This is a genomic window from Bradyrhizobium sp. P3_C3, assembly GCF_056402655.1.
The window spans coordinates 213909-236293 of sequence record NZ_JBFUGY010000001.1; the positions used below are offsets into that span (position 1 = coordinate 213909).

The 22385-nt window shown below is 63.5% G+C and carries 24 protein-coding genes and 3 tRNA genes; 16 read left to right on the top strand and 11 right to left on the bottom strand.

All coding sequences use genetic code 11. The annotated features are described in order from the left end of the window. Positions 1-121 precede the first annotated feature (121 nt). The gene (locus AC1DW2_RS01195; protein WP_354124140.1) at positions 122-712 is read right to left on the bottom strand and encodes an RNA polymerase sigma factor; all 591 of its coding nucleotides are present in this window, start codon (positions 710-712) and stop codon (positions 122-124) included. Positions 713-1563: 851 nt separating this feature from the next. On the opposite strand from AC1DW2_RS01195, the gene AC1DW2_RS01200 reads away from it, so the two are divergent. Together AC1DW2_RS01200 and AC1DW2_RS01205 are read left to right on the top strand one after the other, a co-directional pair. Then, positions 1564-1833 carry a hypothetical protein gene (locus AC1DW2_RS01200; RefSeq protein WP_477005093.1) on the top strand — a complete coding sequence of 90 codons (270 nt, stop codon included), beginning with the start codon at positions 1564-1566 and terminating at the stop codon, positions 1831-1833. Further along, positions 1830-2099 (top strand): hypothetical protein, encoded by a 270-nt coding sequence (locus AC1DW2_RS01205; protein WP_477005094.1) that lies wholly within the window; start codon positions 1830-1832, stop codon positions 2097-2099. Before AC1DW2_RS01200 ends, AC1DW2_RS01205 begins: the two co-directional genes overlap by 4 nt. Here AC1DW2_RS01205 and AC1DW2_RS01210 read toward each other — a convergent pair. From AC1DW2_RS01210 to AC1DW2_RS01220, 3 genes are all read right to left on the bottom strand, one after another. Beyond that, the gene (locus tag AC1DW2_RS01210) at positions 2096-2338 is read right to left on the bottom strand and encodes a hypothetical protein (RefSeq protein WP_477005095.1); all 243 of its coding nucleotides are present in this window, start codon (positions 2336-2338) and stop codon (positions 2096-2098) included. The genes AC1DW2_RS01205 and AC1DW2_RS01210 overlap by 4 nt on opposite strands. Positions 2339-2476: 138 nt before the next feature. Beyond that, positions 2477-2550: transfer RNA gene (locus AC1DW2_RS01215), tRNA-Gly, on the bottom strand. 330 nt (positions 2551-2880) lie between these two features. Further along, on the bottom strand, positions 2881-5295 hold the full coding sequence (locus AC1DW2_RS01220) for an ATP-binding protein (protein ID WP_354124077.1): 2415 nt from the start codon (positions 5293-5295) through the stop codon (positions 2881-2883). A 307-nt stretch (positions 5296-5602) separates the two neighbouring features. On the opposite strand from AC1DW2_RS01220, the gene AC1DW2_RS01225 reads away from it, so the two are divergent. Next, the gene (locus tag AC1DW2_RS01225; RefSeq protein WP_354124076.1) at positions 5603-6316 is read left to right on the top strand and encodes a substrate-binding periplasmic protein; all 714 of its coding nucleotides are present in this window, start codon (positions 5603-5605) and stop codon (positions 6314-6316) included. 10 nt (positions 6317-6326) lie between these two features. Here AC1DW2_RS01225 and AC1DW2_RS01230 read toward each other — a convergent pair whose 3' ends face one another. Then, positions 6327-6530, bottom strand: coding sequence for a hypothetical protein (locus tag AC1DW2_RS01230; protein WP_354124075.1), 204 nt, complete (start codon positions 6528-6530; stop codon positions 6327-6329). A 26-nt stretch (positions 6531-6556) separates the two neighbouring features. Then, on the bottom strand, positions 6557-6766 hold the full coding sequence (locus tag AC1DW2_RS01235) for a hypothetical protein (RefSeq protein WP_014494462.1): 210 nt from the start codon (positions 6764-6766) through the stop codon (positions 6557-6559). 167 nt (positions 6767-6933) lie between these two features. Here AC1DW2_RS01235 and AC1DW2_RS01240 point away from each other — a divergent pair, with 167 nt between their 5' ends. Further along, on the top strand, positions 6934-7314 hold the full coding sequence (locus tag AC1DW2_RS01240; RefSeq protein WP_135216597.1) for a YciI family protein: 381 nt from the start codon (positions 6934-6936) through the stop codon (positions 7312-7314). Between the two features lie 9 nt (positions 7315-7323). Here the strand turns inward: AC1DW2_RS01240 and AC1DW2_RS01245 are convergent, their stop codons facing one another. Beyond that, positions 7324-7914: a TMEM175 family protein gene (locus tag AC1DW2_RS01245; RefSeq protein ID WP_354124074.1), complete on the bottom strand. Its 591-nt coding sequence runs from the start codon at positions 7912-7914 to the stop codon at positions 7324-7326. A gap of 128 nt (positions 7915-8042) precedes the next feature. Between AC1DW2_RS01245 and AC1DW2_RS01250 the strand changes: the two genes are divergently transcribed. The 8 genes from AC1DW2_RS01250 (at position 8043) to AC1DW2_RS01285 (ending at position 17583) form a co-directional block, all read left to right on the top strand. Further along, positions 8043-10100: an ATP-dependent helicase gene (locus tag AC1DW2_RS01250; protein ID WP_477005096.1), complete on the top strand. Its 2058-nt coding sequence runs from the start codon at positions 8043-8045 to the stop codon at positions 10098-10100. Between the two features lie 113 nt (positions 10101-10213). Then, positions 10214-11137: a LysR substrate-binding domain-containing protein gene (locus AC1DW2_RS01255; protein ID WP_063982543.1), complete on the top strand. Its 924-nt coding sequence runs from the start codon at positions 10214-10216 to the stop codon at positions 11135-11137. A 257-nt stretch (positions 11138-11394) separates the two neighbouring features. Further along, the gene (locus AC1DW2_RS01260) at positions 11395-12465 is read left to right on the top strand and encodes an ABC transporter ATP-binding protein (protein ID WP_225005249.1); all 1071 of its coding nucleotides are present in this window, start codon (positions 11395-11397) and stop codon (positions 12463-12465) included. 45 nt (positions 12466-12510) lie between these two features. Continuing rightward, positions 12511-13575: an ABC transporter substrate-binding protein gene (locus tag AC1DW2_RS01265; RefSeq protein WP_354124072.1), complete on the top strand. Its 1065-nt coding sequence runs from the start codon at positions 12511-12513 to the stop codon at positions 13573-13575. A 93-nt stretch (positions 13576-13668) separates the two neighbouring features. Beyond that, positions 13669-14547, top strand: a complete 879-nt coding sequence (locus AC1DW2_RS01270; protein ID WP_084795074.1) for an ABC transporter permease — start codon at positions 13669-13671, stop codon at positions 14545-14547. Further along, a complete protein-coding gene (locus tag AC1DW2_RS01275) occupies positions 14544-15344 on the top strand; it encodes an ABC transporter permease (RefSeq protein ID WP_063982540.1) in 801 nt (266 codons plus the stop codon). The genes AC1DW2_RS01270 and AC1DW2_RS01275 overlap by 4 nt, the downstream gene beginning before the upstream one ends. 42 nt (positions 15345-15386) lie before the next feature. Continuing rightward, on the top strand, positions 15387-16394 hold the full coding sequence (locus tag AC1DW2_RS01280; RefSeq protein WP_477005097.1) for a dimethylarginine dimethylaminohydrolase family protein: 1008 nt from the start codon (positions 15387-15389) through the stop codon (positions 16392-16394). Between the two features lie 157 nt (positions 16395-16551). Continuing rightward, on the top strand, positions 16552-17583 hold the full coding sequence (locus tag AC1DW2_RS01285; protein WP_477005098.1) for an LLM class flavin-dependent oxidoreductase: 1032 nt from the start codon (positions 16552-16554) through the stop codon (positions 17581-17583). Between the two features lie 121 nt (positions 17584-17704). Here the strand turns inward: AC1DW2_RS01285 and AC1DW2_RS01290 are convergent. Next, positions 17705-17790 (bottom strand) — tRNA-Tyr (locus AC1DW2_RS01290). A 206-nt stretch (positions 17791-17996) separates the two neighbouring features. Here AC1DW2_RS01290 and rlmB point away from each other — a divergent pair. After that, the gene (gene rlmB, locus AC1DW2_RS01295) at positions 17997-18827 is read left to right on the top strand and encodes a 23S rRNA (guanosine(2251)-2'-O)-methyltransferase RlmB (RefSeq protein ID WP_477005099.1); all 831 of its coding nucleotides are present in this window, start codon (positions 17997-17999) and stop codon (positions 18825-18827) included. A gap of 125 nt (positions 18828-18952) precedes the next feature. On the opposite strand, the gene AC1DW2_RS01300 is transcribed toward rlmB, so the two are convergent. Next, positions 18953-19468: a hypothetical protein gene (locus AC1DW2_RS01300; protein WP_063982537.1), complete on the bottom strand. Its 516-nt coding sequence runs from the start codon at positions 19466-19468 to the stop codon at positions 18953-18955. 56 nt (positions 19469-19524) lie between these two features. Continuing rightward, on the bottom strand, positions 19525-20010 hold the full coding sequence (locus AC1DW2_RS01305; protein ID WP_071912719.1) for a hypothetical protein: 486 nt from the start codon (positions 20008-20010) through the stop codon (positions 19525-19527). 307 nt (positions 20011-20317) lie between these two features. On the opposite strand from AC1DW2_RS01305, the gene AC1DW2_RS01310 reads away from it, so the two are divergent. Both AC1DW2_RS01310 and AC1DW2_RS01315 read left to right on the top strand, forming a co-directional pair. After that, on the top strand, positions 20318-20791 hold the full coding sequence (locus AC1DW2_RS01310; protein WP_477005100.1) for a hypothetical protein: 474 nt from the start codon (positions 20318-20320) through the stop codon (positions 20789-20791). Positions 20792-20913: 122 nt separating this feature from the next. Further along, positions 20914-21198 (top strand): hypothetical protein, encoded by a 285-nt coding sequence (locus AC1DW2_RS01315; RefSeq protein ID WP_208087472.1) that lies wholly within the window; start codon positions 20914-20916, stop codon positions 21196-21198. 4 nt (positions 21199-21202) lie between these two features. Here the strand turns inward: AC1DW2_RS01315 and AC1DW2_RS01320 are convergent, their stop codons facing one another. Then, positions 21203-21604: a hypothetical protein gene (locus AC1DW2_RS01320; protein ID WP_208087473.1), complete on the bottom strand. Its 402-nt coding sequence runs from the start codon at positions 21602-21604 to the stop codon at positions 21203-21205. A gap of 369 nt (positions 21605-21973) precedes the next feature. Between AC1DW2_RS01320 and AC1DW2_RS01325 the strand changes: the two genes are divergently transcribed. Further along, positions 21974-22048: transfer RNA gene (locus AC1DW2_RS01325), tRNA-Thr, on the top strand. The last annotated feature ends 337 nt before the right edge of the window (positions 22049-22385 follow it).

Genomic DNA, 22385 nt, shown 5'->3' on the forward strand with positions numbered 1-22385 from the left:
GTCGTCGGCGTTTTTTTCCTCGGCGCTTTTTTGATCGAAGCGCAGCAGCGCCTGTTGCACAGCCGAGGCACGCGCGTCCGGCGCAGGCGGCGGAGGGTCGGGCAAACGCATGATGTCGTGATCAGTACTCATCGCCGATGTCCTTCGCGAGATCCGCCTGTCGCCTCAGCTCGTGCATGCGCCCGGAGATGGTCGACTCGGAGACGCCCAGGGCTGTGGCCGCCTCCGCGTGCGTCATGCCTTCGCCGACCACAAGCACGACTGTCTCCCGCAGCAGCGGCGAAAGCCGCGCCAGCTCGCTCGCGAGCCAGCTGCGACGAAAGAGATCCCGGCCATCCGGCGGCGCCGCCATTTCGGCAAGAACGGCGAGATGGCCTTTCAGCCGCGTCAACGTCGAATGACGCCGATGGTGGTCATGGCAGGCGTTGCGCACGATACCGACCAGCCAGGTTGTGAACTTCGCCTCCCCCCTGAAAGAAGCGATCCGTTCCACCAGCGCGCAGCAGACATCCTGGCAAATGTCCTGCGCGTCAGTCTGGGAGCCGGTCATGCGCCACGCAACCCGGTGCATCAGGTCGTAGTGACGCCGCAACAAGGCTTCGAATGCAGCACGGTTGCCCTGCGTGGCCAGACTGACGAGGTCGTCATCCGTGGCGCCGCCATCCGGCGGCTCAGTCACCTCTGCGGTCATAAGCTGAATGGCGCCCCCCATGCCCTTTCCTCAAAGCCGACAGGATTGAGCAAAACAATTGGGACCGTTACCCGGTCCCCCGGGCAGTCCCGTCCTGGACCGCGACCGCATGCGCTTTACCATAGTAGTTCCACCCATAAGCCGGGGCGCCGGGAGGAGATTTTCCGGGCATTCACGAATTGAGACGAACGAGACGCCGGAATCCTTGGGCCAGGTTTGAAAAAATTTCCGGACGGCGCAACACCAGGGCCTTACGGCGCTCTGTGGCGGCAGCAACGCAAGCATCGTGGCGGCGAACACGATCCGGGCGACCATGCCCAGGATTTTCAGGCGGTTCGGCGTGGCCCGGTCCAATTAGCCTCGCTTCAGCCGGTCGCACACCCGCGAAGGCCAGGAGGGAGTCGCCAACCGGGATTCTAACTGGTTGCCTTTCGCGGTTCTTATCCAGTGCGGGGAATACGAAAGCTATCAAGAGAGGCGCGAAACAGTCGATCGGAAAGCGAGCATCAGAACGTGCAAAGCAGCCGATTTGTCAGACTGAAACCTGACCACTCTCGCAAAATCTTCGAAAAATTTGGAGCGGGTGAAGGGAATCGAACCCTCGTATTCAGCTTGGAAGGCTTTCCCGCCCGCATAATCGCACATCACGCCGCATCACCCGAAACCACTGCAAACATCTTATTTTATAGGGTTTTTCGGCGCTTTCAGCGAATTGTCGTTACCCTTCAAACCCTTGGTCACTCCGACCTTTTTACACCCAAAGTTACACCCAAAAAGCAACAGTTCCGGCTATCCATTTACACGCGCAAATACATCGGTGGTAAAATTGCTTTCGTGGCTGCGCGTGGGCGCGGCATGAACGAAAGGAAATAATGAATGTCATTAAGGGAATTGCCGCGCTGCTGAAGCGCAAGGAAAAGTCGCTGCGCAACGGTCGTTATTATGTGAGAAGCATAAAATCGGAACTGCTTGAGAATGCTGAGGGCTGCCAACTCGAAGCCAGAGAACTGATCGATTCCGCCAAACGGCATGTAGACCTTTCGGTAAAATGCCAAGAGTCGGCCCGTATGATGTTGAAGCGCGCTACTGAATACATGACGCTGGCAGACAGTCTTCCTCCCAGTAATGAGGGGGATTTATGAAACTCTGCATAGCCTATGCGCCAGGCGGCATGAAGATGCTGGCACGGATGGGGCGACCACATGAGTACGTCGCGCAGATTTTCAGGAAGGGCGACGGCGATGCTGCCGATGAAATTCTGAAGGCAGTTAACGCGCATGAGCAGCTGGTTGAGGCATTGGATGCGCAGGAGAAGTTGTACTGCGTCGGACTCTTCAACGCACCTGACGGCGAGATTGACCGAGTTACCGACCTGCGGCGCAAAGCACTGGCGGCAGCAAGGAGCTAGTGCGGCGGCGCATACACATAAGCCATAACCGCCATGACGGCTTGAATGACCGTACCAAGCGCGGAAAGACCGGCGGCGATTGCAGCATAGATCGTCGCCTTTTTCATTGTGTCGTGCTGGCGTGTCGCAAGGATATGGCGCGCTAAGTGTCCGCGCTGCGATCCGCTTGTCTCCGTTACGAAGTCAAGCAAATCGGCGTCGCTCATTTTCAGTGTTCTTGCGTATTCGTCATGTTTCATGGGGATGCCTTCTCACAAAGTATTCAGTGGATATGAGAAAGCGCTGCGGAACAAGGTTGCATCGGGCATTTTACACCCGTTGTTACACCCAAAATAAATTGCGCACGACGAAAACCGCCGCTAAGTCATTGTAATGACTGGAGCGGGTGAAGGGAATCGAACCCTCGTATTCAGCTTGGAAGGCTGCTGCTCTACCATTGAGCTACACCCGCATCACTGGCTCCCTAACACGACCGGGCGGCAGTCTCAACTGCTCCGGACCGGACTTTCCCGCCTTGCGGACAGGCTAGTTCCCACCCCGGGGCGCCCCTTAACGGCGGCGGGATTTCGTCCTATATTCAGAGTCCCGAAACCAACGAAAGGAGGTGATCCAGTGTCTTATCTCAAGCGCTGTCACCTCGCTGGGATCGCCCGCTAGGCTTTGACGAAAGGCTTGGCATCGGGGCGCTCTCAGCCCTGGACCAGCGAGCAAGAAATCGGGCGCGACGGGGCCTTCCCGCCGCGCCTTTTTCGTGGGTGGCGCCTGCATGGATGAGCTCCGCTCAGGCCGGCGGCTTGCCTGCAAGCACCTCGCGGATCTTCTGCGACAGCTCCGATTTCCGGTACGGCTTCCTGAGCAGTGCCAGGCCGGGATCGAGATGTCCTTCGTGGACGATGGTGTCGTCGGTATAGCCGGAGGTGTAGAGCACGCTCGCCCCCGGCCGGCGGAGCCGGACGGCTTCGGCCAATTCCCGTCCGTTCATGCCGCCGGGCATGATGATGTCCGTGAACAGGAGATCGAATTTGACGCCCTGGTCGACCAGCGCAAGCGCGGCTGCGCCGTCGCTGGCGGCGAGCGTGCGATAGCCGAGGGTGCCGAGCTGGGCGATGACATAGCCCTGCACCAGCGGATCGTCCTCGACCACGAGGATCGTCTCGTGCCCGCGTGCCGCCGCGGGCGGCTGAACCGGCGCCGTCCTGGCCGGCGCCTCGCCCTTCGACCGCGGCAGGAACAGCCGCATCACCGTGCCGCGCCCCTCCTCGCTCTCGATGACGACGGTCCCGCCGGTCTGGCGGGCAAAGCCGTAGACCATGCTCAGCCCAAGTCCGGTGCCGCGGCCGACGCCCTTGGTGGTGAAGAACGGCTCGAACACGCGCTCGCGGATATCTGCCGGGATGCCATGACCGGTGTCGGCCACCGCGATCATCACGAAGGCGCCGCGCATGACATCGCCGTCGCCGGCACCGCTGGTGCCGTCGAGCTCGCGGTTTGCGGTCTCCAGCGTGAGCCGGCCGCCGCCCGGCATCGCGTCACGCGCATTGACGGCGAGATTGACGATCGCCGACGAGAGCTGCGACGGATCTGCCATCGCGGACCAGGCGTCGTCCGCGAGCCGGGTCACGATCTCGATATGCTCGCCGAGGATCGGCTTGAGCAGCTTCGCGGTTTCGACCACGAGTGCGTTGACGTCGATGTCGCGGGGCTCCAGCGGCTGGCGGCGCGCGAAGGTCAGGAGCTGCGAGGTGATCTCGGCGCCGCGCGCCGCCGCATCGTCGATCAGTTGTGCGATCGCGGCGAACTCGGGCTTGTCCGCAAGCCCCTCCTGGATGATCTCGATGGTGCCGGTGATGACCGTGAGCACGTTGTTGAAGTCGTGAGCGACGCCGCCGGTGAGCTGACCGATCGCGTCCATCTTCTGGGATTGGCGCAGCCGCTCCTCGGCCTCGTGCTGCACCGTGAGGTCGGTGGCCGACCCGCGATAGCCCATGAAGCGTCCGTCCGCCGCGAAGATCGGCTGGCCGTTGACGTTGAAATGATGCATGCGGCCGGCCACGTCGCGCCCGCGATACTCGAACTTCCGGAACGGCTCGTGGCGGTCCAAGGTCGCCACGTGCGCGCGCCATTTCTCAGGCTCGGCGTCGCGGTCGGAGGCGGCATCTGTGCGGTGCTTGCCGACCAGCGCCTTGTTGTCCATGCCGAAGGCGCCGGCCCGGTCGGATACGTAGGTGAAGCGATGATCCGGTCCGGTCTCCCAGAACCAGTCGGACGCGGTCTCGGCATAGTCGCGGAAACGCTCTTCACTGGCACGCGCGTCCTCTTCGGCGCGCCGGCGGATATTCAGGTCGCGCTCGAGATTTGCGTTGGCCTCGCGCAGCTCGCCATAGGCGCGCTCGAGGTTCGCGCACATCGCGTTGAAGGCGTCGATCACCTTGTCCAGCTCGTCGGGATCGCGGGGCGGCCGGCGCTCGAGGTGCAAAGGCGGCGGCGGCCGCGACAGGCTGTATTGGCCGACGAACTCGGCGATGGCGGCCAGATGCCGCGTCACCAGCAGATGGAACATGTAGATGATGAACAGCGAGACGACAAAGGTCTTCGCGGCCTGGCTTGCCAGGATGACCAGGGCCCGGTTCAGCAATTGCTGATAGACCTCGGCCAGCGTCGCCTCGACATGGAGCACGCCGATCGGGCGTGACGTCCCCTGGACGCTGTAGTTCAGCGGATAGTCGCGTGTCACGGCTGAGCGGGTGCTCGGCTCGCCGACCGCGACACGGATCGGATTGGGACGATCGGCGATCTCGCGCACCTCGGCGGCGCGGATGTCGGGCAGCCGCAGGATGCCGTCGAGCTGGAGCTTGAGCTGGTTCTGGTCGAGATTCCACAGGCTCTCGCCGAGGCTTCCGGTCGTGCTGCGGCCGATCTCGTCGAGCCGCGTCTCGATGACGCCGACCTCGCGGTCGTAGTCGAGATAGAGCTGAAGGGCGGTCAGCATCAGCGTGACGATCGAGGAGAACAGCAGCACGGCGGCCAGCAGGCGCGGCCCGACGCCGCTGCGCGACCAGTTGAAGATCCGCGACAGCAGCGCTCCGATCATCCCTGGCGCAAATGCAGCACCGATCCCGCTCAAATCCTGCTTCGCGGCCGCTGGGGCACCGGCGCGACTGCTGCGCTTGGAGTCCTCGTCGCCTGCGTTGGCCATGCACCACGTCCCCGGAATGGCGGCCCCCTGCTCCGCACGGCGGGTCGCAGCCGCGAGCAATTCGACAGTTGAAATTCTCTCATCACGCGACCTGCGTGGCGATCCTGCCGGCCCTTGGGCGGCTTGGCTGGGTCTTGTCTTGCGCCCAGCAGCAGGATTCCCGCGCAAACTATCACTTCGCGTACTGGAATGACATTGGTTAAAGTCCGCAGTCGCCTGCAAGACGGGCGAGCGGTGCGGCCGCCACGCCGGTGGATCGCGGCCGTCCGAATCCAATGGTAGCCATGCAGGGCAAAGGAGACGCGTCATGTGGCGGATCATCGTCGCCTGCCTGTCATTGCTCGCCGCCGCTCCGTCGCACGCGCAGGAGCTGATCCGGCTGGCGCGGATCGCCGACATCCCCGATCAATATGTCGGCGGCGAGATGCTTCGGGCCGTCTACGCCAAGCTGAATATCAAGCTGGAGTTCGAGGACGTCCCCGGCAAGCGCGCGCTGGCGCTGTCGAGCGCCGGCGAGGTCGATGGCGAGATCCAGCGGATCGGAACGCTCTCCAGCGACTACCCGACGCTGATTCAGGTGACGCCGGCGATCAACTACATCGAGCCGGCGGTCTTCGCGACGAAACTTCGTTTCGACGTCGCCGGCTGGAATTCGATCAGGGAGTACAGCATCGGAATCGTCCGCGGCGTCGGCTCCTCAGAGGCCGGGACACGCGGCATGGCCCGCGTCACCGCGACCACCAGCCTCGAGAACATGATCAGGATGCTCGACGCCGACCGTTTCGAGGTGATGGTCACCGACCTCTTCAGCGGGCTCGTCGCGGTGAGGAAACTCAATCTGCAGGCCAGGATTGTCCCGCTCTCGCCTCCGCTGGAGCGCATCCACATCTACCATTATTTGCACGAACGCCATCGCGATCTGGTGCCGAAGGTCGGCAAGGTGATCGCGCAGATGGAAGCGAGCGGCGAGCTGGCCACGCTGCGCGAGGCGCTGGTCAAACAGGTCCTGAGTGCGCCGTGACGGCGCCGGGTCAGCTCGCGCGAAGCCGCTCACGCAGGGCAACGGCGGCAATCAACACGCCGACGCACCAGGCCATGACCGCCCGATGAGGCTCGTCGCCGAGCACCACGGTGATGGTGCTCGTCAGCAAGCACGGCGCGATTGCCTTTCGCGTCCGGCTCATCAGCGCAAGCAGGAACGGCATCGCCGCGATCGATATTTGCAGGACGTCCATGTCGAGAGACGGTGTCGCCGAAGGCGTCAGAAGCCACACACATTGAGCGCGCGCGGGCGTTTTCCGCGGCGGCTTTCGACGATCCGCTCGCCGCCGTTCTCGGCCGAGCTGCCGTAATAGCGGTGGTGGCCGGACTGGTCGTGCAAATCCGCGGCTTCCGACTTTCCCGCCCGACGCGCGTCGCAGATGATCTTTATGGTCGACATGGCCGCCTCCGAAGTGTTCTTGGTGGCCATCAGTCGCCTCGGCTTTGGGCAGCGTTCACCTCCGAGGGCGGCAATCGGGTTTCAGGACGGTTTCGTCGCAACTTCCGCGACGCAATATGTTAGTCTCCGGGATTGTCGGTCTCGGCGGCGCTCATACATCCTTCCGACTGCGAGCTTGAAAAACAAACGAGGTGACGATGCTTTACGCCATCCTGGCCTACCACGTGGAAGACGAGATTTTGTCCTGGACGCCCGAGCAGGACGCCGCGGTCGTGGCCAAAGTGATCGAGGTTCAGGCGCCCTTGAGGGCAAGCGGACACCTTGGGCCGGCCGCTCGTCTGGATGAGACCCGAAAGGCGCACACCTTGCGCGGCCCCGGCGCGGGCATGGTGCTGGACGGCCCGTTTGCCGAGACCAAGGAGCAGCTTCTCGGCTTCCATCTCGTCGACTACGATACCGATGAGGAAGCGATCGCGGCGGCGCGGAAGCTGCGCGAGGTCAACCCGTCGGCGGTCTACGAAATCCGCCCGGTCAAGCTTTACGTGCCGGTCGACGGGTTCGGCGCGACAAAAGGGTGAGCCGCCACCTCACGCGCCTGGCCCGGTCGGTGCGACATAGAAGCGCTGGATCAGCAGCCCGCCAAAGGCGATGAACCACACGTAGGGCGCGACGTGCGGCGCGAAGGCCGCAACGATCGTGCCCGGAATGAACACCAGCAGCGGAAAAATCGAGGCCATGATCTCGTGGCGCCAACCGCCCAAAATCGTCCACCACAGCCAGGCATTGAGGCCGGCGATCGCGGTCAGATGCAGGCCGTAGAGCACGGCCACCGCGCTGCTCATGCTGTAATTGGTGTAGAGGCCGTTGGTCACCGGCAGCAGCACGATCGAGAGCAGGAAGAACAGGTTGAGGATCACCATGCCGCGGCTGCCCACGGGCTGGCGCGCGAGCCGGCGGTGATGGCTGATCCAGAACACGCCGGCGATGATGAAGCTGAGCGCGAGACCGGCGAGCTTGCCGGAATAGACATGGGCGAGATCGCTCCAGCTCGGGGCACTGGTGAACACCGCGGCCTTGGGCAGGTCGTAGGCGAGCAGCGTCATCGCGACACCAAAGATGGTGTTGCTGAGCGACTCCAGCCGCCGCATCTCGAACTGGTCGGGCTTGAGCTCGGTCATGCCGGTTGCGTGGTTCTCGGGCTGGAACTTCGGGCCGTCTTGTCCCTAGGTCTTAACATTGGTTCCGTCCAGCCGCATTGCGATTCGCGCCGGGATCGCCGACTCTCACCCTTTCACCGGGGCGATTCGTGGCGACATATCTGGACAGGCTCAATGTGGAGCAGCGCCGCGCCGTGGAGCATGGCGTCGCAGATGGCGCGACCGTGGGCGCCCCCCTGCTCGTCATCGCCGGCGCGGGCTCCGGCAAGACCAATACGCTCGCCCATCGCGTCGCGCACCTGATCGTCGCAGGCGCCGATCCACGCCGCATCCTCCTGATGACGTTCTCCCGCCGCGCCGCGGCCGAGATGGCCGGCCGGGTCGAGCGCATCGCCCGAAAGGTGCTGGGCGAGAACAATGCCGCGATCATGCGCGACGCCCTCACCTGGGCCGGCACGTTCCATGGCATCGGCGCGCGGCTCCTGCGCGAATATGCCGAGCGGATTGGCGTCGATCCAGCCTTCACCATCCACGACCGCGAGGATTCCGCCGACCTGATGAATCTGGTTCGGCACGAGCGCGGCCTGTCGAAGACCGAGAGCCGCTTTCCGGCCAAGGGCACCTGCCTGTCGATCTACTCGCGCTGCGTCAATGCCGAGATGGAGATCGAAAAGGTGCTCGGCCAGCACTATCCCTGGTGTGCGGGCTGGGCCGCCGAACTGAAGGGCCTGTTCGCGGCCTATGTCGAGGCCAAGCAGGCCCAGCACGTTCTGGACTACGACGACCTCCTGCTCTACTGGTCGCAGATGATGAGCGATGCGCTGATCGCCGAAGAGATCGGCGGCCGCTTCGATCACGTGCTGGTCGACGAATATCAGGACACCAACCGCCTGCAATCCTCGATCCTGCTGGCGCTGAAGCCGGATGGACGCGGGCTGACCGTGGTCGGCGACGACGCGCAGTCGATCTATTCGTTCCGCGCCGCCACCGTCCGCAACATCCTGGATTTTCCGCAAAGCTTCTCCCCCCACGCCGAGATGATCACGCTCGACCGCAACTACCGCTCGACGCAACCCGTGCTGGCGGCGGCCAACGGCGTCATCGGGCTTGCGCGCGAGCGCTTCACCAAGAACCTGTGGACCGACCGCACCTCGTCGCAGAAGCCGCAGCTCGTCACCGTCCACGACGAGGCCGACCAGGCGCGCTACATCGTCGAGGAGGTGCTGGCCAACCGCGAGCAAGGCGCGCTGCTCAAGCACCAGGCGGTGCTGTTCCGCACGTCCTCGCATTCCGGTCCGCTGGAGATCGAGCTGACCCGCCGCAACATCCCCTTCGTCAAGTTCGGCGGACTGAAATTTCTCGATGCCGCGCACGTCAAGGACGTGCTGGCGCTGCTGCGCTTTGCCGAAAATCCGCGCGACCGCGTCGCCGGTTTCCGCATCCTGCACCTGTTGCCGGGCGTCGGCCCCGCCACCGCGCAGCGCGTGCTCGACCAGATGGCGGAAAGCACCGATCCGCTTGCCGCGCTCGGCCAGCTTGCGGTGCCGCCACGCACCGGCGCCGACTGGACCGACTTCGTCCGCACGGTCGGAAATCTGCGTTACTCGGAATGGCCCGCCGATCTCGAGCGCGTGCGGCTCTGGTATAAGCCGCATCTCGATCGCATCCACGAGGATTCCGAGACGCGCCGCGCCGACCTCATGCAGCTCGAGCAGATCGCGAGTGGCTATGCCTCGCGCGAAAAATTCCTGACCGAGCTCACGCTCGACCCGCCGGATGCGACCAGCGACAAATCAGGTCCTCCGCTCCGCGACGAGGACTATCTGATCCTCTCCACCATCCATTCGGCCAAGGGCCAGGAATGGAAGTCGGTGTTCGTGCTCAACGTCGTCGACGGCTGCATGCCGTCGGATCTCGGCGCCGGCACCTCGGCCGAGCTCGAGGAGGAGCGCCGCCTGCTCTATGTCGCGATGACGCGCGCCAAGGACGATCTGCACCTCGTCGTGCCGCAGCGCTTCTTCACCCACGGCCAGCAAGCCAAGGGCGACCGCCACGTCTACGCCTCGCGCACCCGCTTCATCCCGGAATCCCTCGTCTATCTGTTCGAGCGCACCGCCTGGCCGAAGGCGGCTTCGGCTGCGGCCCGCGCGGCGGCGCAGGGCCCGAAGATCGATATCGGGGCCCGGATGCGCGGGATGTGGCGGTAGGTGGACCCGAATCCCAGTACATCGATCCCTCGGATTGGCGCGGATCCTGCTTTCGCTGACTGGTTTGGTGAGCTAGATCATCTGGAAAGAGGTGGCTTTTGCCAGAGGATCGCTTGTCACTGCGGCTTCCGTCGCTCAATGCCCTGAGAGCCTTCGAGGCTGTCGGCCGCACCGGCAGCATCAAGGCGGCAAGCGATGAATTGTCGGTGAGTCCGACCGTCGTCTCCCGACACATCCGCAAGCTCCAGCTCGACCTCAATGTCGCGCTGGTTGCGGCGCACGGACGCGGCCTGCTGCTGACGGCCGCCGGCGAAGCATTCCACGCTCGGGTCACCCGCGCCTTCGACATCCTGCGCCAGGCCAACGAAGATGTTCGTCCGGCCAGCCGCCGAACCCTGACGATCTGGTGCATTCCCGGCATCATCAATCAGCGCCTGCTCGCCCGTTTGCCCGCGCTCATGGCCAGCCTGCCGAACTACGACATCGCCCTGTATCCAACGCTGTCGCGTGCGGACTTCACGCGCGGCGAGGCTGATGCCGAGATCGTTCACATGAACATGATGATCAGCCGCCCGAAGGTCAGGACCGAGCTGATCGCGGCGCCGAAGATTCATGCCGTCGCAAGCCCCGCGTTCAGGGCGCGCCATCCCGTCGTCACTCAGGCTTCCGATTTCCTGAACCTGCCGCTGATCCACGAAGCCTCGACGCTCTATTGGGAGCAATGGTTCGAAAATGCGGGGGTCACCGACCTGCCGATGTTGCGAGGACCGCACCTCTGGCATGCCCATCTGACGATCGAGGCCGCAAGACAGGGACAAGGCGTCGCACTCGCAAACACGCTGCTCGTCGAGGAGGACCTCGCCGCAGGCAGACTGGTCGATCTTAGCCCTCACCCCGTCAGTCTCGGCGGTTACTACTTCGTCGCTGTTGCCAGACGTTGGGGCGACCCCGAACTGGTGGTGCTGCGCCGCTGGTTGAAGGAAGCATTCCAGGGGGGCATCGCCAGGACAATCGATGCGGCGGCTCGTTCTGAATAGGCCGCCTGTCCAGCGACAACGCCGACGCTCATCGTCGGCACACCGAACGCACTGATTGCAACCGTCGGCCACCGGCGGGTCAATCGTTCAAAAAACACACCATACAGATGCAAATTAGATGATTGTTGCGATTTTAGCTCTCGGCCAATCTGCAGGGATACACGGATCTCCGCACGTTCTGCCGCCGTAGCCAGAAGACGAGAATGACCAGCAACAATTTCATAAGTGTGTCAGCTTCCGCAGGAGTTGATCACGATTTGAAGATCGAGAGGCTCGTCAAGTTCTACGGAGACTTCGCCGCGCTGAACGATGTGTCCCTCACGGTCAAGCGCGGAGAATTTCTGACGCTGCTGGGGCCCTCGGGCTCAGGCAAGACCACGCTGCTGATGTCCATCGCCGGCTTCGTCCAGCCCGATCGCGGCGACATCCTGCTGGGCGGACAGAGCATCCTGCGACTCCCTCCCGAGCAGCGGAATTTCGGTATGGTGTTCCAGGGCTACGCCCTGTTTCCGCACATGACCGTGTACGACAACGTCGCGTTCCCGCTGAAGGTGCGCAAACGGCCTGCCGCCGAGATCAAGAGCAAGGTCGATGCCGCCATCGATCTGGTGCAGCTGAGCTCGCAAGCCGGCCGCTATCCGCGCCAGCTCTCCGGCGGCCAGCAGCAACGCGTCGCGCTTGCCCGCGCGATGGTCTTCACGCCTCACCTGCTTCTGCTGGACGAGCCGCTGAGCGCGCTCGACAAGAAGCTGCGCGCAGAGCTGCAGGACGAGCTGAAGCGATTGCACAAGCGGATCGGCCTGACCTTCATCTACGTCACCCATGACCAGGACGAAGCCCTGTCGATGTCAGACCGGATCGTGGTGATGCGAGACGGCAAGATGGTCCAGCAGGGATCGCCGACCGAGCTGTACGAGCGGCCCGCGACAAGCTTCGTCGCCAACTTTCTCGGCAAGAGCAATTTCCTCAAGGGCAGCGTGGACAATCACGTGGCCGGCGGCTTCGTGCTGACCCATCAGGGCGTGCGGATCATCCAGGCGAGCGACGACTGCAATCGCCCGGCGATCGGCCAGCCCGTCGTGATCGCCCTGAGGCCGGAGAAGATCACCCTCGCCGGCAAAACCGGTCAACCCGACAATACGCTCAAAGGCGTCGTCTCCGAGTGGAGCTATCTGGGCTCACAATTCCGGCTCGTGGTCGCCACGCCGGAATTCGGCGACGTCGTCGTGATGATGCCGACCTGGCGACATGGCGAGCCGCCCGTCGCCGGCGACGCCGTAACGATCGGTTGGGACCACAGCGCCGGGACGCTGGTCACCGATGCCTGAACTGCAGTGCCGCAACAGTCGAAACGAACGAATGGGGCTTCCGTCATGAACGAACGCAATTCAATTTTCACCCCGACCCGGCGCGCCCTCCTGAAGGGAGGCGCCAGCCTTCTCGCCGCTCCCGCAGTGTTCGCCGCCGGCGCTGCCCGCGCAGAGGCGCGCAAGGAGGTCGTCGTGGTCAACTACGGCGGCGCCGCCATGAAGGCTTTCGACGAAGCCTATGTGCAGCCCTTCGCCGCGCAGGGCGGCCGCATGGTGCTGGACGGCAGCGGCCCCCTCAACGGCAAGATCCTGACGATGGTCCAGTCTCGCAACGTCACCTGGGACATCTGCGATTGCGGCGTTACGACGCTGGCCGAGCTCGGGCCGCGCAACGCCCTGGAGAAGATCGACTACAGCATCGTCGACAAGAGCAAGGTCGCCACGGAATTCGCCTACGAGAACGGCGTCGTGAACTACATGTTCTCCTCCGTGCTCGCCTGGGACACGGCGAAGGTCAAGGAGACGCCGACCCTCGCAGACTTCTTCGACTTGAAGAAATATCCAGGCCGCCGCATGGTCCGCAAGGATTCCCAGGCCATGCTCGAGCTGTGCCTGATCGCCGACGGTGTCCCGCCCGACCAGCTCTATCCGCTGGACGTCAAGCGCGCCTTCACCAAGCTCGGAACCATCAAGAAGGATGTGCTCTACTGGAACAGCGGCGCCGAAAGCCAGAGCCTGATGCGGGACGGCGAATGCGTCATGGGCCTGTTGTGGCACACCCGCGCCAACGTCCTCAAGGCCGAGACCAATAACCGCATCGCCTACACCTTCAAGGACGGTCTTCTGCAGCCCGGCTTGTGGGTCGTGCCGAAGAACAATCCGGCCGGCGCCGAGGCCTTCCGCGCCATCGCCTCCATGCAGCAGCCGGAGGGGCAGGTGAAACTTCTGACTGCGATGGGCAACGGTCCCTCCAACCCGGCGGCCCAGTCCATGGTGCCGGAAGCGCTGCGCGCGACCAATCCGGCCGATCCCGCAAACGCAGCGGTTCAGGCCAGGATCAACGCGGCCTGGTACATCGAAAACCATTCCAAGACCTTCCAGGCCTATCTGGATTTCATCTCCTCCTGACGTCCGTTACCGGCGGCGTGGCGCTCCTCGGCGCCGCGCTGCCAAAACCTCGCCAAAACCGCGCAAAGCCCCGAGCGCCCGGGTCCGATATCGATGAGCTCTCCTGCAGATCAGCTGACGCCCTCGCCGTCCCGTCCGGGCTTCGGCGTAACCGCGCGCTACTGGCTGCTGATCCTGCCGGCCCTGGCGCTGATGATCGTTTGTTATATCTACCCGATCTCGAAGGTGCTCTGGTTGAGCGTCACCGAGCCGCAGCCGGGCCTCGACAACTACGCCATGCTTGCGACCAGCGCGTCGATCCAGCGCATGCTGGCGACGACGGCGCGCATCAGCGTCATCAGCACGCTGATCACGCTCGTGCTCGCCTACATCGTATCTTACGCGCTGGTCCATTCGAGCGAGCGGGTCCGCCGCTGGATGTTCCTCGGCGTTCTCGTGCCGCTGTGGATCTCTGTCCTGGTGCGCGCCTTCGCCTGGTTTGTGCTGCTGCGGCGCGAGGGTCTCATCAACAACATCCTGATCTCAAGCGGACTGGTTGACGCTCCGCTCAGCCTGATCTGGAACGAGACCGGTGTGTTGATCGGCATGGTCCACTACATGCTGCCCTTCGGCATCCTCCCCATCTACGCCAACATGCGCGACATCGATCAACGATGCGTTGCCGCAGCCCGGGGCCTCGGCGCCAGCCGCGCCGTCGCGTTCCGCCAGGTGTTCCTGCCATTGTCGATGCCCGGAGTCGTCGGCGCCAGTATCCTCGTGTTCATCTTCTCCCTCGGCTTCTTCGTGACCCCGGCCATTCTCGGCGGCGGCAAGACTCTGATGATCGCCGAATATATCAAGGTCCAGATTCTCGAGATCGTCCGCTGGGGCGTCGGCAGTATGCTGGCCGGCACCCTGCTCATCATCATCGGCGGGCTGCTTGTCGCGCTCGCCCGCGTCGTCGATCTGCGCAAGCTGTTCGGGTCCATATGAGCACCAGCAGCACCGCATTCGAAGGCTCCTCGCCTATGACGCGCTCGATCGCATGGGCGATTATCTGCTTTCTCGTCCTGCCCATCACCATCGTCTTCGCGGTGTCGCTGACCGATCGTCCCTATCTGTCGCTGCCTCGCGACGGCGTCTCGCTGCAATATTATCGCAACCTGCTGACCAGCCAGGCCTGGCTGACGAGCATCCTGCACAGCCTCGTCATCGCGATCTGCTCGACGGTCATCGCGACGGTCGCCGGAACGCTCTGCGCTATCGGATGCTGGCGTCTCGGCAACCGTGCCAGCAATATCGTCCGCCTCGTCATGCTGATGCCGATCATGGTGCCGACCATCGTCTACGCGCTCGGCATCTATCAGGTCTGGGTGGACCTCAGGCTGATCGATACCTACACCGGCGTGATCATCGCCCATGCGGTGACCGGCATGCCCTATGTGATCATCACCGTCTCGACGGCGCTCGCCGGCTTCGACCCCAGGCTCGAACAGGCGGCCCTCAACCTCGGCGCCAGCATTGGCCAGACGCTGCGCATGGTCATCATCCCGAACATTCTGCCGGGCATCATCTCCGGTGTGATCTTCGCCTTCATCCACAGTTGGGATGAGCTGGTGATCGTGCTGTTCATTGCCGGCCGCGGGGTTTTCACGCTTCCGCGGCGGATGTGGGACGGCATCAACGAACAACTCGATCCCACCATGGCCGCAGTCGCCGCCGTGCTCATCCTGATCACGGTCAGTCTTCTCTTCATCGATATCGCAGTCCGGGCGTACCGCTCGCGTTGAGCCCGCATGCGCCACACCAACCACTTCCCGCAGGAGCCCCTCATGTCGATCATTTCCGAGCCAGAATTTCGCTACAACATGCTGATCAAAGCGTTTCCGTCGCGCGCCGAACCGGCCTTCGAGACGGAATCGGAGCAGGTCGGCGTTTGGGGGCGCCGCTGGGGCTGCAACAACGACGTCGGCCAGATCCGGATGGTGCTCATGCATCGCCCCGGCGCCGAGTTGAATATCGTTGACGCGAACAAGCGCCTGCCCGAGATCGGCGCCTTCGGCGACCCCGAGCAAGGCTGGTACTGGCGCGGCGACGTGATCCCGGATCTGGCCGCACAGCAGAGCCAGCATGACGCGCTCGCTCAGGCGTTACGCGAGGAAGGCGCGGAGGTCGTCTATGTCGATCAATGCGCGCCGGGCAAGATGAAGACCGTCTACACGCGCGACAGCGTGATTGCCGTCGACGGCGGCGCCATCGTCACCCGCCTCGGCCCCCCGATCAGGCGCGGGGAAGAGCTGCCGGTCAGCCGTACCCTGGCCAAGCTCGGGATGCCGATCCTCAGGACGATCTCCGGCACGGGACTCATGGAAGGTGGCAGCTTCGCCTTCATCACGCCCAAGGTCGCGGTCGTGGGGCTGTCGAGCCGCGTCGACGAGGAAGGCGCGCGCCAGCTCGAGGAAGTGTTGCGCACGCAGGGCGTGGAGCTGCTGCGCGTCCAGCTGACCGGCTATCGGCTGCACATCGACGGCATGTTCGTGATGATCGACCGCGATACCGCCTTCGTGAACCCGACGTTGCTACCGTTCTGGTTCCTTGAAAAACTGAAGGAACTCGGGATTCGCCAGATCGAGGTCTGTCCCGATGACCAGAACTGGGTGATCAATTGTCTCGCCGTACGCCCGGGCCATGTCATCTTGCCCGAAGGCATTTCGCCGCGGACCATGGAGAAATTCGTCAAGGCCGGCATCACCACGCGCGTTGTGGCTTACGACAAGGTCGCGCTCGGCGGCGGCGGCATCCACTGCTCGACCTCGCCGCTGATCCGCGATCCGCTCTGACTGTCATGAGCACGAGGCGGCAACGACATCTGCCGCCTCGTGACCGCGCAGAGAGCAAGGGTCTACCAAACGGAAACCGAGCATTTCCGAAACCCGCCTTGTGACCCGGCGGCCATCCACCACATGTCGTCGATCCTCCCCCGCAGAGACCTGATCGATGACCGCACCGCTTCAATTCGGACTGGATACCTTTGGCGACGTCACCAAGGACGGCACAGGCAAGACGCTTGCGCATGCGCAGGTGATCCGCAACGTCGTCGACGAAGCCGTGCTGGCCGACGAGCTCGGCATCGACTTCATCGGCCTCGGCGAGCATCACCGATCTGATTTTGCGATCTCCTCGCCCGAGACCGTGCTGGCCGCGATCGCGTCGCGCACCAGGCGCATCCATCTCGGCTCGGCCGTGACGGTGCTGAGCTCGGACGACCCCATTCGCGTGTTCCAGCGCTTTGCCACGCTCGATGCGCTCTCCAACGGCCGCGCCGAGGTCATCCTCGGCCGCGGCTCCTTCACCGAATCCTTTCCGCTGTTCGGCTTCGACCTGCGCGCTTACGAGGCGCTGTTCGAGGAGAAACTCGACCTGTTCACGGCACTCTTGTCGCAGCAACCGGTGACCTGGGAGGGCAAGCTGCGTCCGCCGCTGAAAGAGCAGCTGATCTATCCGCCGGTCGAGAACGGCCGGCTTGAGACCTGGATCGGCGTCGGCGGCAGCCCGCAATCGGTGGTGCGCGCCGCGCATTACGACCTGCCCCTGATGCTCGCGATCATCGGCGGCGATCCCGCGCGCTTTGCGCCTTACGTCGATCTCTATCACCGCGCCTTCAAGGAGTTCGGCCGCCCGGCGCAGCCGATCGGCGTGCACTCGCCCGGTTACGTCGCCGAGACGGACGAACAGGCGCGCGAAGAGCTGTGGCCCGACTACAAGGCGATGCGCGACCGGATCGGCAAGGAGCGCGGCTGGCCGCCGATGGGCCGCGACGAGTTCGTCAATGAGGCCGAGCACGGCTCGCTCTATGTGGGCTCGCCGGAAACCGTCGCGCGCAAGATCGCCAAGACCGCAAAGGCGCTTGGCATTTCGCGCTTCCAGCTGAAGTATTCGGCGGGGCCTTTGCCGCACGAGAAGCTGATGCGGAGCATCGAGCTTTACGGGGGGAAAGTGGTGCCAATGGTCAGGGAGATGATGGGGTGACTTACGCTCTGGACCAGTCCGTCTGCGCCCTCCGGGCTACGGCGTGACAGCCTTCGCTAGCTTCGCGTGACGGTGATTTGGTCAGGCTTGCCCAGCCGTAGCTCGCGAAGCGAGCGAAGGCTGGTGGGGGAGGCAGGACTCGAACCTGCGAAGCCATGAGGCGGCTGATTTACAGTCAGCTCCCTTTGCCACTCGGGACACTCCCCCGCTCGACGGCAGCACAATCGGGCCGGACCTTGCCGGCGACCGAAGACGGCCATGGAACGTGAAGGCCGCGACAGCCCGGATGGGGGCGCGACCGGGCGCGTTTATGGGCGATGCGGTGGGGCAAAGTCAACCGAGGCGAACAGCTAAAATCGCCCCCGAAGCCACCCAAATTGCCATATTCCGGGACCCGTGACACAAGCGAGCCCATGAAGGACAAAAAATTCACCCCAAGGGGCCCCCGCGGCGGGGCTAAGCCCTTCAACAGGCCCGGAAAATCAGCCGGCCGGCCGGCCTGGCGCGACCGCGATTCGCAGTCCGACGGACCGGTCATCCTCTATGGCTGGCACACCGTGACCATGGCGCTGGCCAACCCTCAGCGGCAGATCCGCAAGCTGACGCTGACCGAGAACGCCGCAAAGCGGCTTGCGGACGAGAACATCGCGACCCGCGTCGCGCCCGAGATCGTCCGGCCCCAGGAGATCGACCGCCTGCTGTCGCCCGACGCCGTGCACCAGGGCCTGCTGGCCGAGGCCGACGCCCTGCCCTCGCCCGACATCGAGACCCTGGACCAGGAAGGCATGGTGCTGGTGCTCGACCAGATCACCGATCCGCACAATGTCGGCGCCATCCTGCGCTCCGCAGCGGCTTTCGCGGTGAAGGCGATCGTCACCACGGCGCGCCACAGCCCCGAGGCAACCGGCGTGCTGGCCAAGGCCGCCTCCGGCGCTCTCGAGCTGGTGCCAATGGTGACCGTGCAGAACCTCGCCCGAGCCCTGACCGCGTTGAATGAACGCGGCTTCCAGACCGTTGGGCTGGACAGCGAAGGCAGCGAGGACCTCTCGAACGTCACGCTGCGCGAGCCGCTCGCGCTGGTGCTTGGTGCCGAAGGCAAGGGCCTGCGGCAATTGACCCGCGAGACATGCAGCGTCGTGGCGCGGCTCGACATGCCCGGCGAGATCAAGAGCCTCAACGTCTCCAACGCCGCCGTGCTCTCGCTCTATGTCGGCGCGAGCCGGCTCGGGCTGATGAAGCGGTAGAGCGTTTTCGAGCGAATTGGATACCGGTTCGCGTCAAGAAAACGCGTCAAACTAAGGATCCAAACAACAAAACGCCCATCCGCATCGCGCGGACGGGCGCTTCGTCAACACAACCAATCAAACGATCAGTAATAGCGGCGCAGCACGCGGTGGCCGCCGTAATACGGCGCGCGGTGGGCGTAGCCGTAGCGCGGACCGTAGCCGTAGTGCGTGCGCGGCAGATAGCCGTAGCGCGGGCCATAGCCGTAGCGATACGGACGGTAGTACGGGCGCTGATAGGGATAGGCGGCGGCGGCACGATAGCCATAGCCGTTGCCGTAGCCATAACCACGGCCGTAGCCGTAGTTGGCGGGCGCGACGACTGCGTCCTCACGATAGGTCGGGTACGGCGCGAATGCGCCCGGTCCGGTGTAGGTCGGGCCCTGGTTGACGTAGTAATACTGCGTGGCTGGCTCGGCGAGGTGCTCAAAGCCCCATCCGCCATAACCCGGGCCATAGCCCCAGCTACCGCAACCCGTGTTGCAGCCGCTATAGACCGGCGCAACCGGTGCGCACGTGCTGAAGCCGCAAGCCGCGGCGGGCGCGGTGGCGACGAACATCACGGCAGCCGCCGCAACCAGTCCCGAAATCATCTGACGCATTACTCTCTCCTGTTGATTTTCGTATCTTGGATTTTTTCTTGAATTTTTGACGTTTCTTAAGTTGGCGGCCTTCCGGGCGCCTGTGCATGCGGCCGCGGCCGAGGACGCCGCGGACGGTCGTTGATCTCAGGCGCAAAGATCACCGGCGGCGGATTGACGGGCACGTCCATCTGCGGCGGCAGCGGCGCCGATTGCACACCCCAGCTCTGGTGATAGCTCTCGGCGGGCCTGGGCAATTTGCGGTTGGCGGGCGGCTCGACCTCGAGCCGGCCGTAGCCGGGCCGCAAGCCCATGGTCGGATAATAATGGCCGACGTCCTCGGGCTGCCGCTCCGCGATGTAGCGCCCGCCATAGATGGTCGGCTGCACCTGGACGTTCTTGCCGAGACCCCAGACACCCTCGACCACGCTGTAGGACGCGTCGATGTTGTCGATGATGATGGGCACGCCCGGGCGGCCAGGAACGACGATATCGAAGCCGCCGCCGGCAAACGCCGTCGCGGGCAATCCGATCAGAAAGGCGGCGAGCGCGAGAGCGCGCATGGAAGGATCCCGGTTTATCCGACGCTCAACCTATCCGATCGCCACGCGGAGAGGGTTAAGGCCCGCTCACCAATTTCCGGTAAGCCTAACGTGCAAGGGTCGATAGCGGCTCAAATGCCGCAAGCTGCGCTAGCGAAGCGTTAACGGGACACAAACCCGCCGCACATGCTGGATCGCACGAGGTTGCGTGACACAAACCGCACATCCTCCGCGGGCTCACGTCGATGTGACCCCACATGCGAGAATCCGCGGAACGACTGCCGAATGGCGCGCTTAGCACAGGTCTCAACAACATGGAGCAAATGCCATGACGAGCCTGAAGCGTCTTGGCTTGGCCGCGATCGTCGCGTCCACGCTGGCAACACCGGCCTTCGCGCAAACCACAGTCGACAATTCGGGCCCCTGCACGGGGCTCTTCCAGGATCCCAATTGCCAGAATCTCACCCCCGGCAATCCCACCACCGATCGCGCCTATCGGCGCCGGCACATGGCCCGCGGCCAAGTGAATCCGGATGACGGAACTCGATCGGGCTTTTGGCCGGTCGACACCGCGGGCGCCGTTGCTGGCGCCGCCGTCGGCACCGCGGCAGCCGTTGCATCCGCGCCGTTCCGCGGCTGGGACAATTCCTACGCCTATGACACTTCCGGTGGGTATGCCGGCGGCCGCAGCGAAATGGGCTGGTACGGCAATTGGGATACCTATGCGGCCCGCAACGGCATCGTTTGCCGGCCCGGGACCTGGTACAAGGGAGCGGACGGCCTCCAGCACATCTGCCAGTAACACGGCACAAGTCGGGTGAAGAGGATCAGGCGGCCCTACGGGCCGCCTGTTTCATGGCGGCGAAACGCACCTCTGGAAGCATGGAATGCCGAAAAGTTCACTTCGCGGATATGAGGTGACACATGAAACGACTACCCGGCACCGCCGCCATCGTCCTAGCCTCCGCAACACTGCTCGCCCTGACCGGCGCCGCGCACGCGGTCGATCACGGCAAGGCCGCCAGTGACTACGGTTTTGCGAACGCCTCCCTCGAACTCTATTGCAAGGGTATCCTGACCGTGGCCGATGCGAAGGAGAAAGCCAAGCTCGACCGGATGTACCGAAACAATTCACGCTGGAAAAAGGACTACGCCGAGGGTTACGACCACATCGCGGTCGCTAATGCTTTAGCGCGGCGCGTTCGCTAACTTCTTAGCGACCCTTTCTCTTCATGATCTCGTCTATCATCATGAGCGTATCTTGATACGCTTGATCCATCACCGGGCGGCAAGTGCCCTCGAATTGATCACGCAACACTTTGATGTTGTCGCACTTGCGCGACATCTCGTTTGTCATCTTGTCGTTGGCGATAGTAGCCAAGGCTCCAACCGCTTCTTTGGAAACGCCAGCCTGCGCACCTATGCGAATGCTGCGACCGTGCAACACGCCTGCTGCAGTCTTGAGTTTGCCGAGCAAAGGGTCGCTTGGGTCTTTTTGCTCACGACAGACGGCATCAATAGTCGCGTAATTCGCGCAGTTGATTGCATCGTCTAGAGGCGCCGCCTGAGCGTCGGCGGCTGCGAGTGCAGCGGCGATGGCGAGAAAGCGTTTCATGTCTCGTCCTCACTCCAAAGGGACGTATTTGGTTCCGAGACCGCGCAAGGCTTTGACAGCTTTGGAGCACCATCGTTTTGTCAGCTTTAGTCTTCCAAGAATTGATTGACGGTTGCGTCGACGATCATCCGCTCTTTTGGTCTGACATCCTTCGCCCGTACCTCCAACGGGGGCAGTCTGGTTTCACAAAGCGTTCTCCGGCTCTACACATTTTCTGCCAGGCGGCGGTGCGGACAAGAGCGCAAGCCAGTCAGACTAGACCTACACCCCGACTGCGGCTATATCGACGCAAACGCTGCCCGACCGTGCACCCCAACGTGCCGACCGGACAAGTTTCTTCTCGTTAACTGCTTATAATTGTTTGGTTTTGCCGGCTTAGCTCAGCGGTAGAGCAGCGGTTTTGTAAACCGAAGGTCGGGGGTTCAATCCCCTCAGCCGGCACCACCGATTTAGCCGACGCTGCGGCCTTATCTTTAAGGGCCGATCTAGCCTCCAAAGATAAGGCCGCTTGAGCGGCCTCAGGACACCCAGCGGGCGCCCCTATCAATGCTGCGATCCGTCCGCGCGTCTCCACCGTGTAAGGCTCACCGGCCTTCCTAGCCATGACAACGACGCTATCCACGAGTTCGCGGAAGCTGGCCGCAACCTGAGGGTCTGTTTCGCCTCGTGCCCCTGCTATGTGCTCCAGATTTTGTTTGAAGCGTTTGATTGCGGTCGGGTGAAGATCGACCGACGCAACAAATTCGTCTGCCGACGCCAGCTCCTGCTGCAGCCGACCCTT

Coding starts and splice junctions, on each gene's coding strand:
- AC1DW2_RS01195 (WP_354124140.1), bottom strand. CDS start 712: ATGGGGGGCGCCATTCAGCTTATGACCGCAGAGGTGACTGAGCCGCCG.
- AC1DW2_RS01200 (WP_477005093.1), top strand. CDS start 1,564: ATGAATGTCATTAAGGGAATTGCCGCGCTGCTGAAGCGCAAGGAAAAG.
- AC1DW2_RS01205 (WP_477005094.1), top strand. CDS start 1,830: ATGAAACTCTGCATAGCCTATGCGCCAGGCGGCATGAAGATGCTGGCA.
- AC1DW2_RS01210 (WP_477005095.1), bottom strand. CDS start 2,338: ATGAAACATGACGAATACGCAAGAACACTGAAAATGAGCGACGCCGAT.
- AC1DW2_RS01220 (WP_354124077.1), bottom strand. CDS start 5,295: ATGGCCAACGCAGGCGACGAGGACTCCAAGCGCAGCAGTCGCGCCGGT.
- AC1DW2_RS01225 (WP_354124076.1), top strand. CDS start 5,603: ATGTGGCGGATCATCGTCGCCTGCCTGTCATTGCTCGCCGCCGCTCCG.
- AC1DW2_RS01230 (WP_354124075.1), bottom strand. CDS start 6,530: ATGGACGTCCTGCAAATATCGATCGCGGCGATGCCGTTCCTGCTTGCG.
- AC1DW2_RS01235 (WP_014494462.1), bottom strand. CDS start 6,766: ATGGCCACCAAGAACACTTCGGAGGCGGCCATGTCGACCATAAAGATC.
- AC1DW2_RS01240 (WP_135216597.1), top strand. CDS start 6,934: ATGCTTTACGCCATCCTGGCCTACCACGTGGAAGACGAGATTTTGTCC.
- AC1DW2_RS01245 (WP_354124074.1), bottom strand. CDS start 7,914: ATGACCGAGCTCAAGCCCGACCAGTTCGAGATGCGGCGGCTGGAGTCG.
- AC1DW2_RS01265 (WP_354124072.1), top strand. CDS start 12,511: ATGAACGAACGCAATTCAATTTTCACCCCGACCCGGCGCGCCCTCCTG.
- AC1DW2_RS01270 (WP_084795074.1), top strand. CDS start 13,669: ATGAGCTCTCCTGCAGATCAGCTGACGCCCTCGCCGTCCCGTCCGGGC.
- AC1DW2_RS01275 (WP_063982540.1), top strand. CDS start 14,544: ATGAGCACCAGCAGCACCGCATTCGAAGGCTCCTCGCCTATGACGCGC.
- AC1DW2_RS01280 (WP_477005097.1), top strand. CDS start 15,387: ATGTCGATCATTTCCGAGCCAGAATTTCGCTACAACATGCTGATCAAA.
- AC1DW2_RS01285 (WP_477005098.1), top strand. CDS start 16,552: ATGACCGCACCGCTTCAATTCGGACTGGATACCTTTGGCGACGTCACC.
- rlmB (WP_477005099.1), top strand. CDS start 17,997: ATGAAGGACAAAAAATTCACCCCAAGGGGCCCCCGCGGCGGGGCTAAG.
- AC1DW2_RS01300 (WP_063982537.1), bottom strand. CDS start 19,468: ATGCGTCAGATGATTTCGGGACTGGTTGCGGCGGCTGCCGTGATGTTC.
- AC1DW2_RS01305 (WP_071912719.1), bottom strand. CDS start 20,010: ATGCGCGCTCTCGCGCTCGCCGCCTTTCTGATCGGATTGCCCGCGACG.
- AC1DW2_RS01310 (WP_477005100.1), top strand. CDS start 20,318: ATGACGAGCCTGAAGCGTCTTGGCTTGGCCGCGATCGTCGCGTCCACG.
- AC1DW2_RS01315 (WP_208087472.1), top strand. CDS start 20,914: ATGAAACGACTACCCGGCACCGCCGCCATCGTCCTAGCCTCCGCAACA.
- AC1DW2_RS01320 (WP_208087473.1), bottom strand. CDS start 21,604: ATGAAACGCTTTCTCGCCATCGCCGCTGCACTCGCAGCCGCCGACGCT.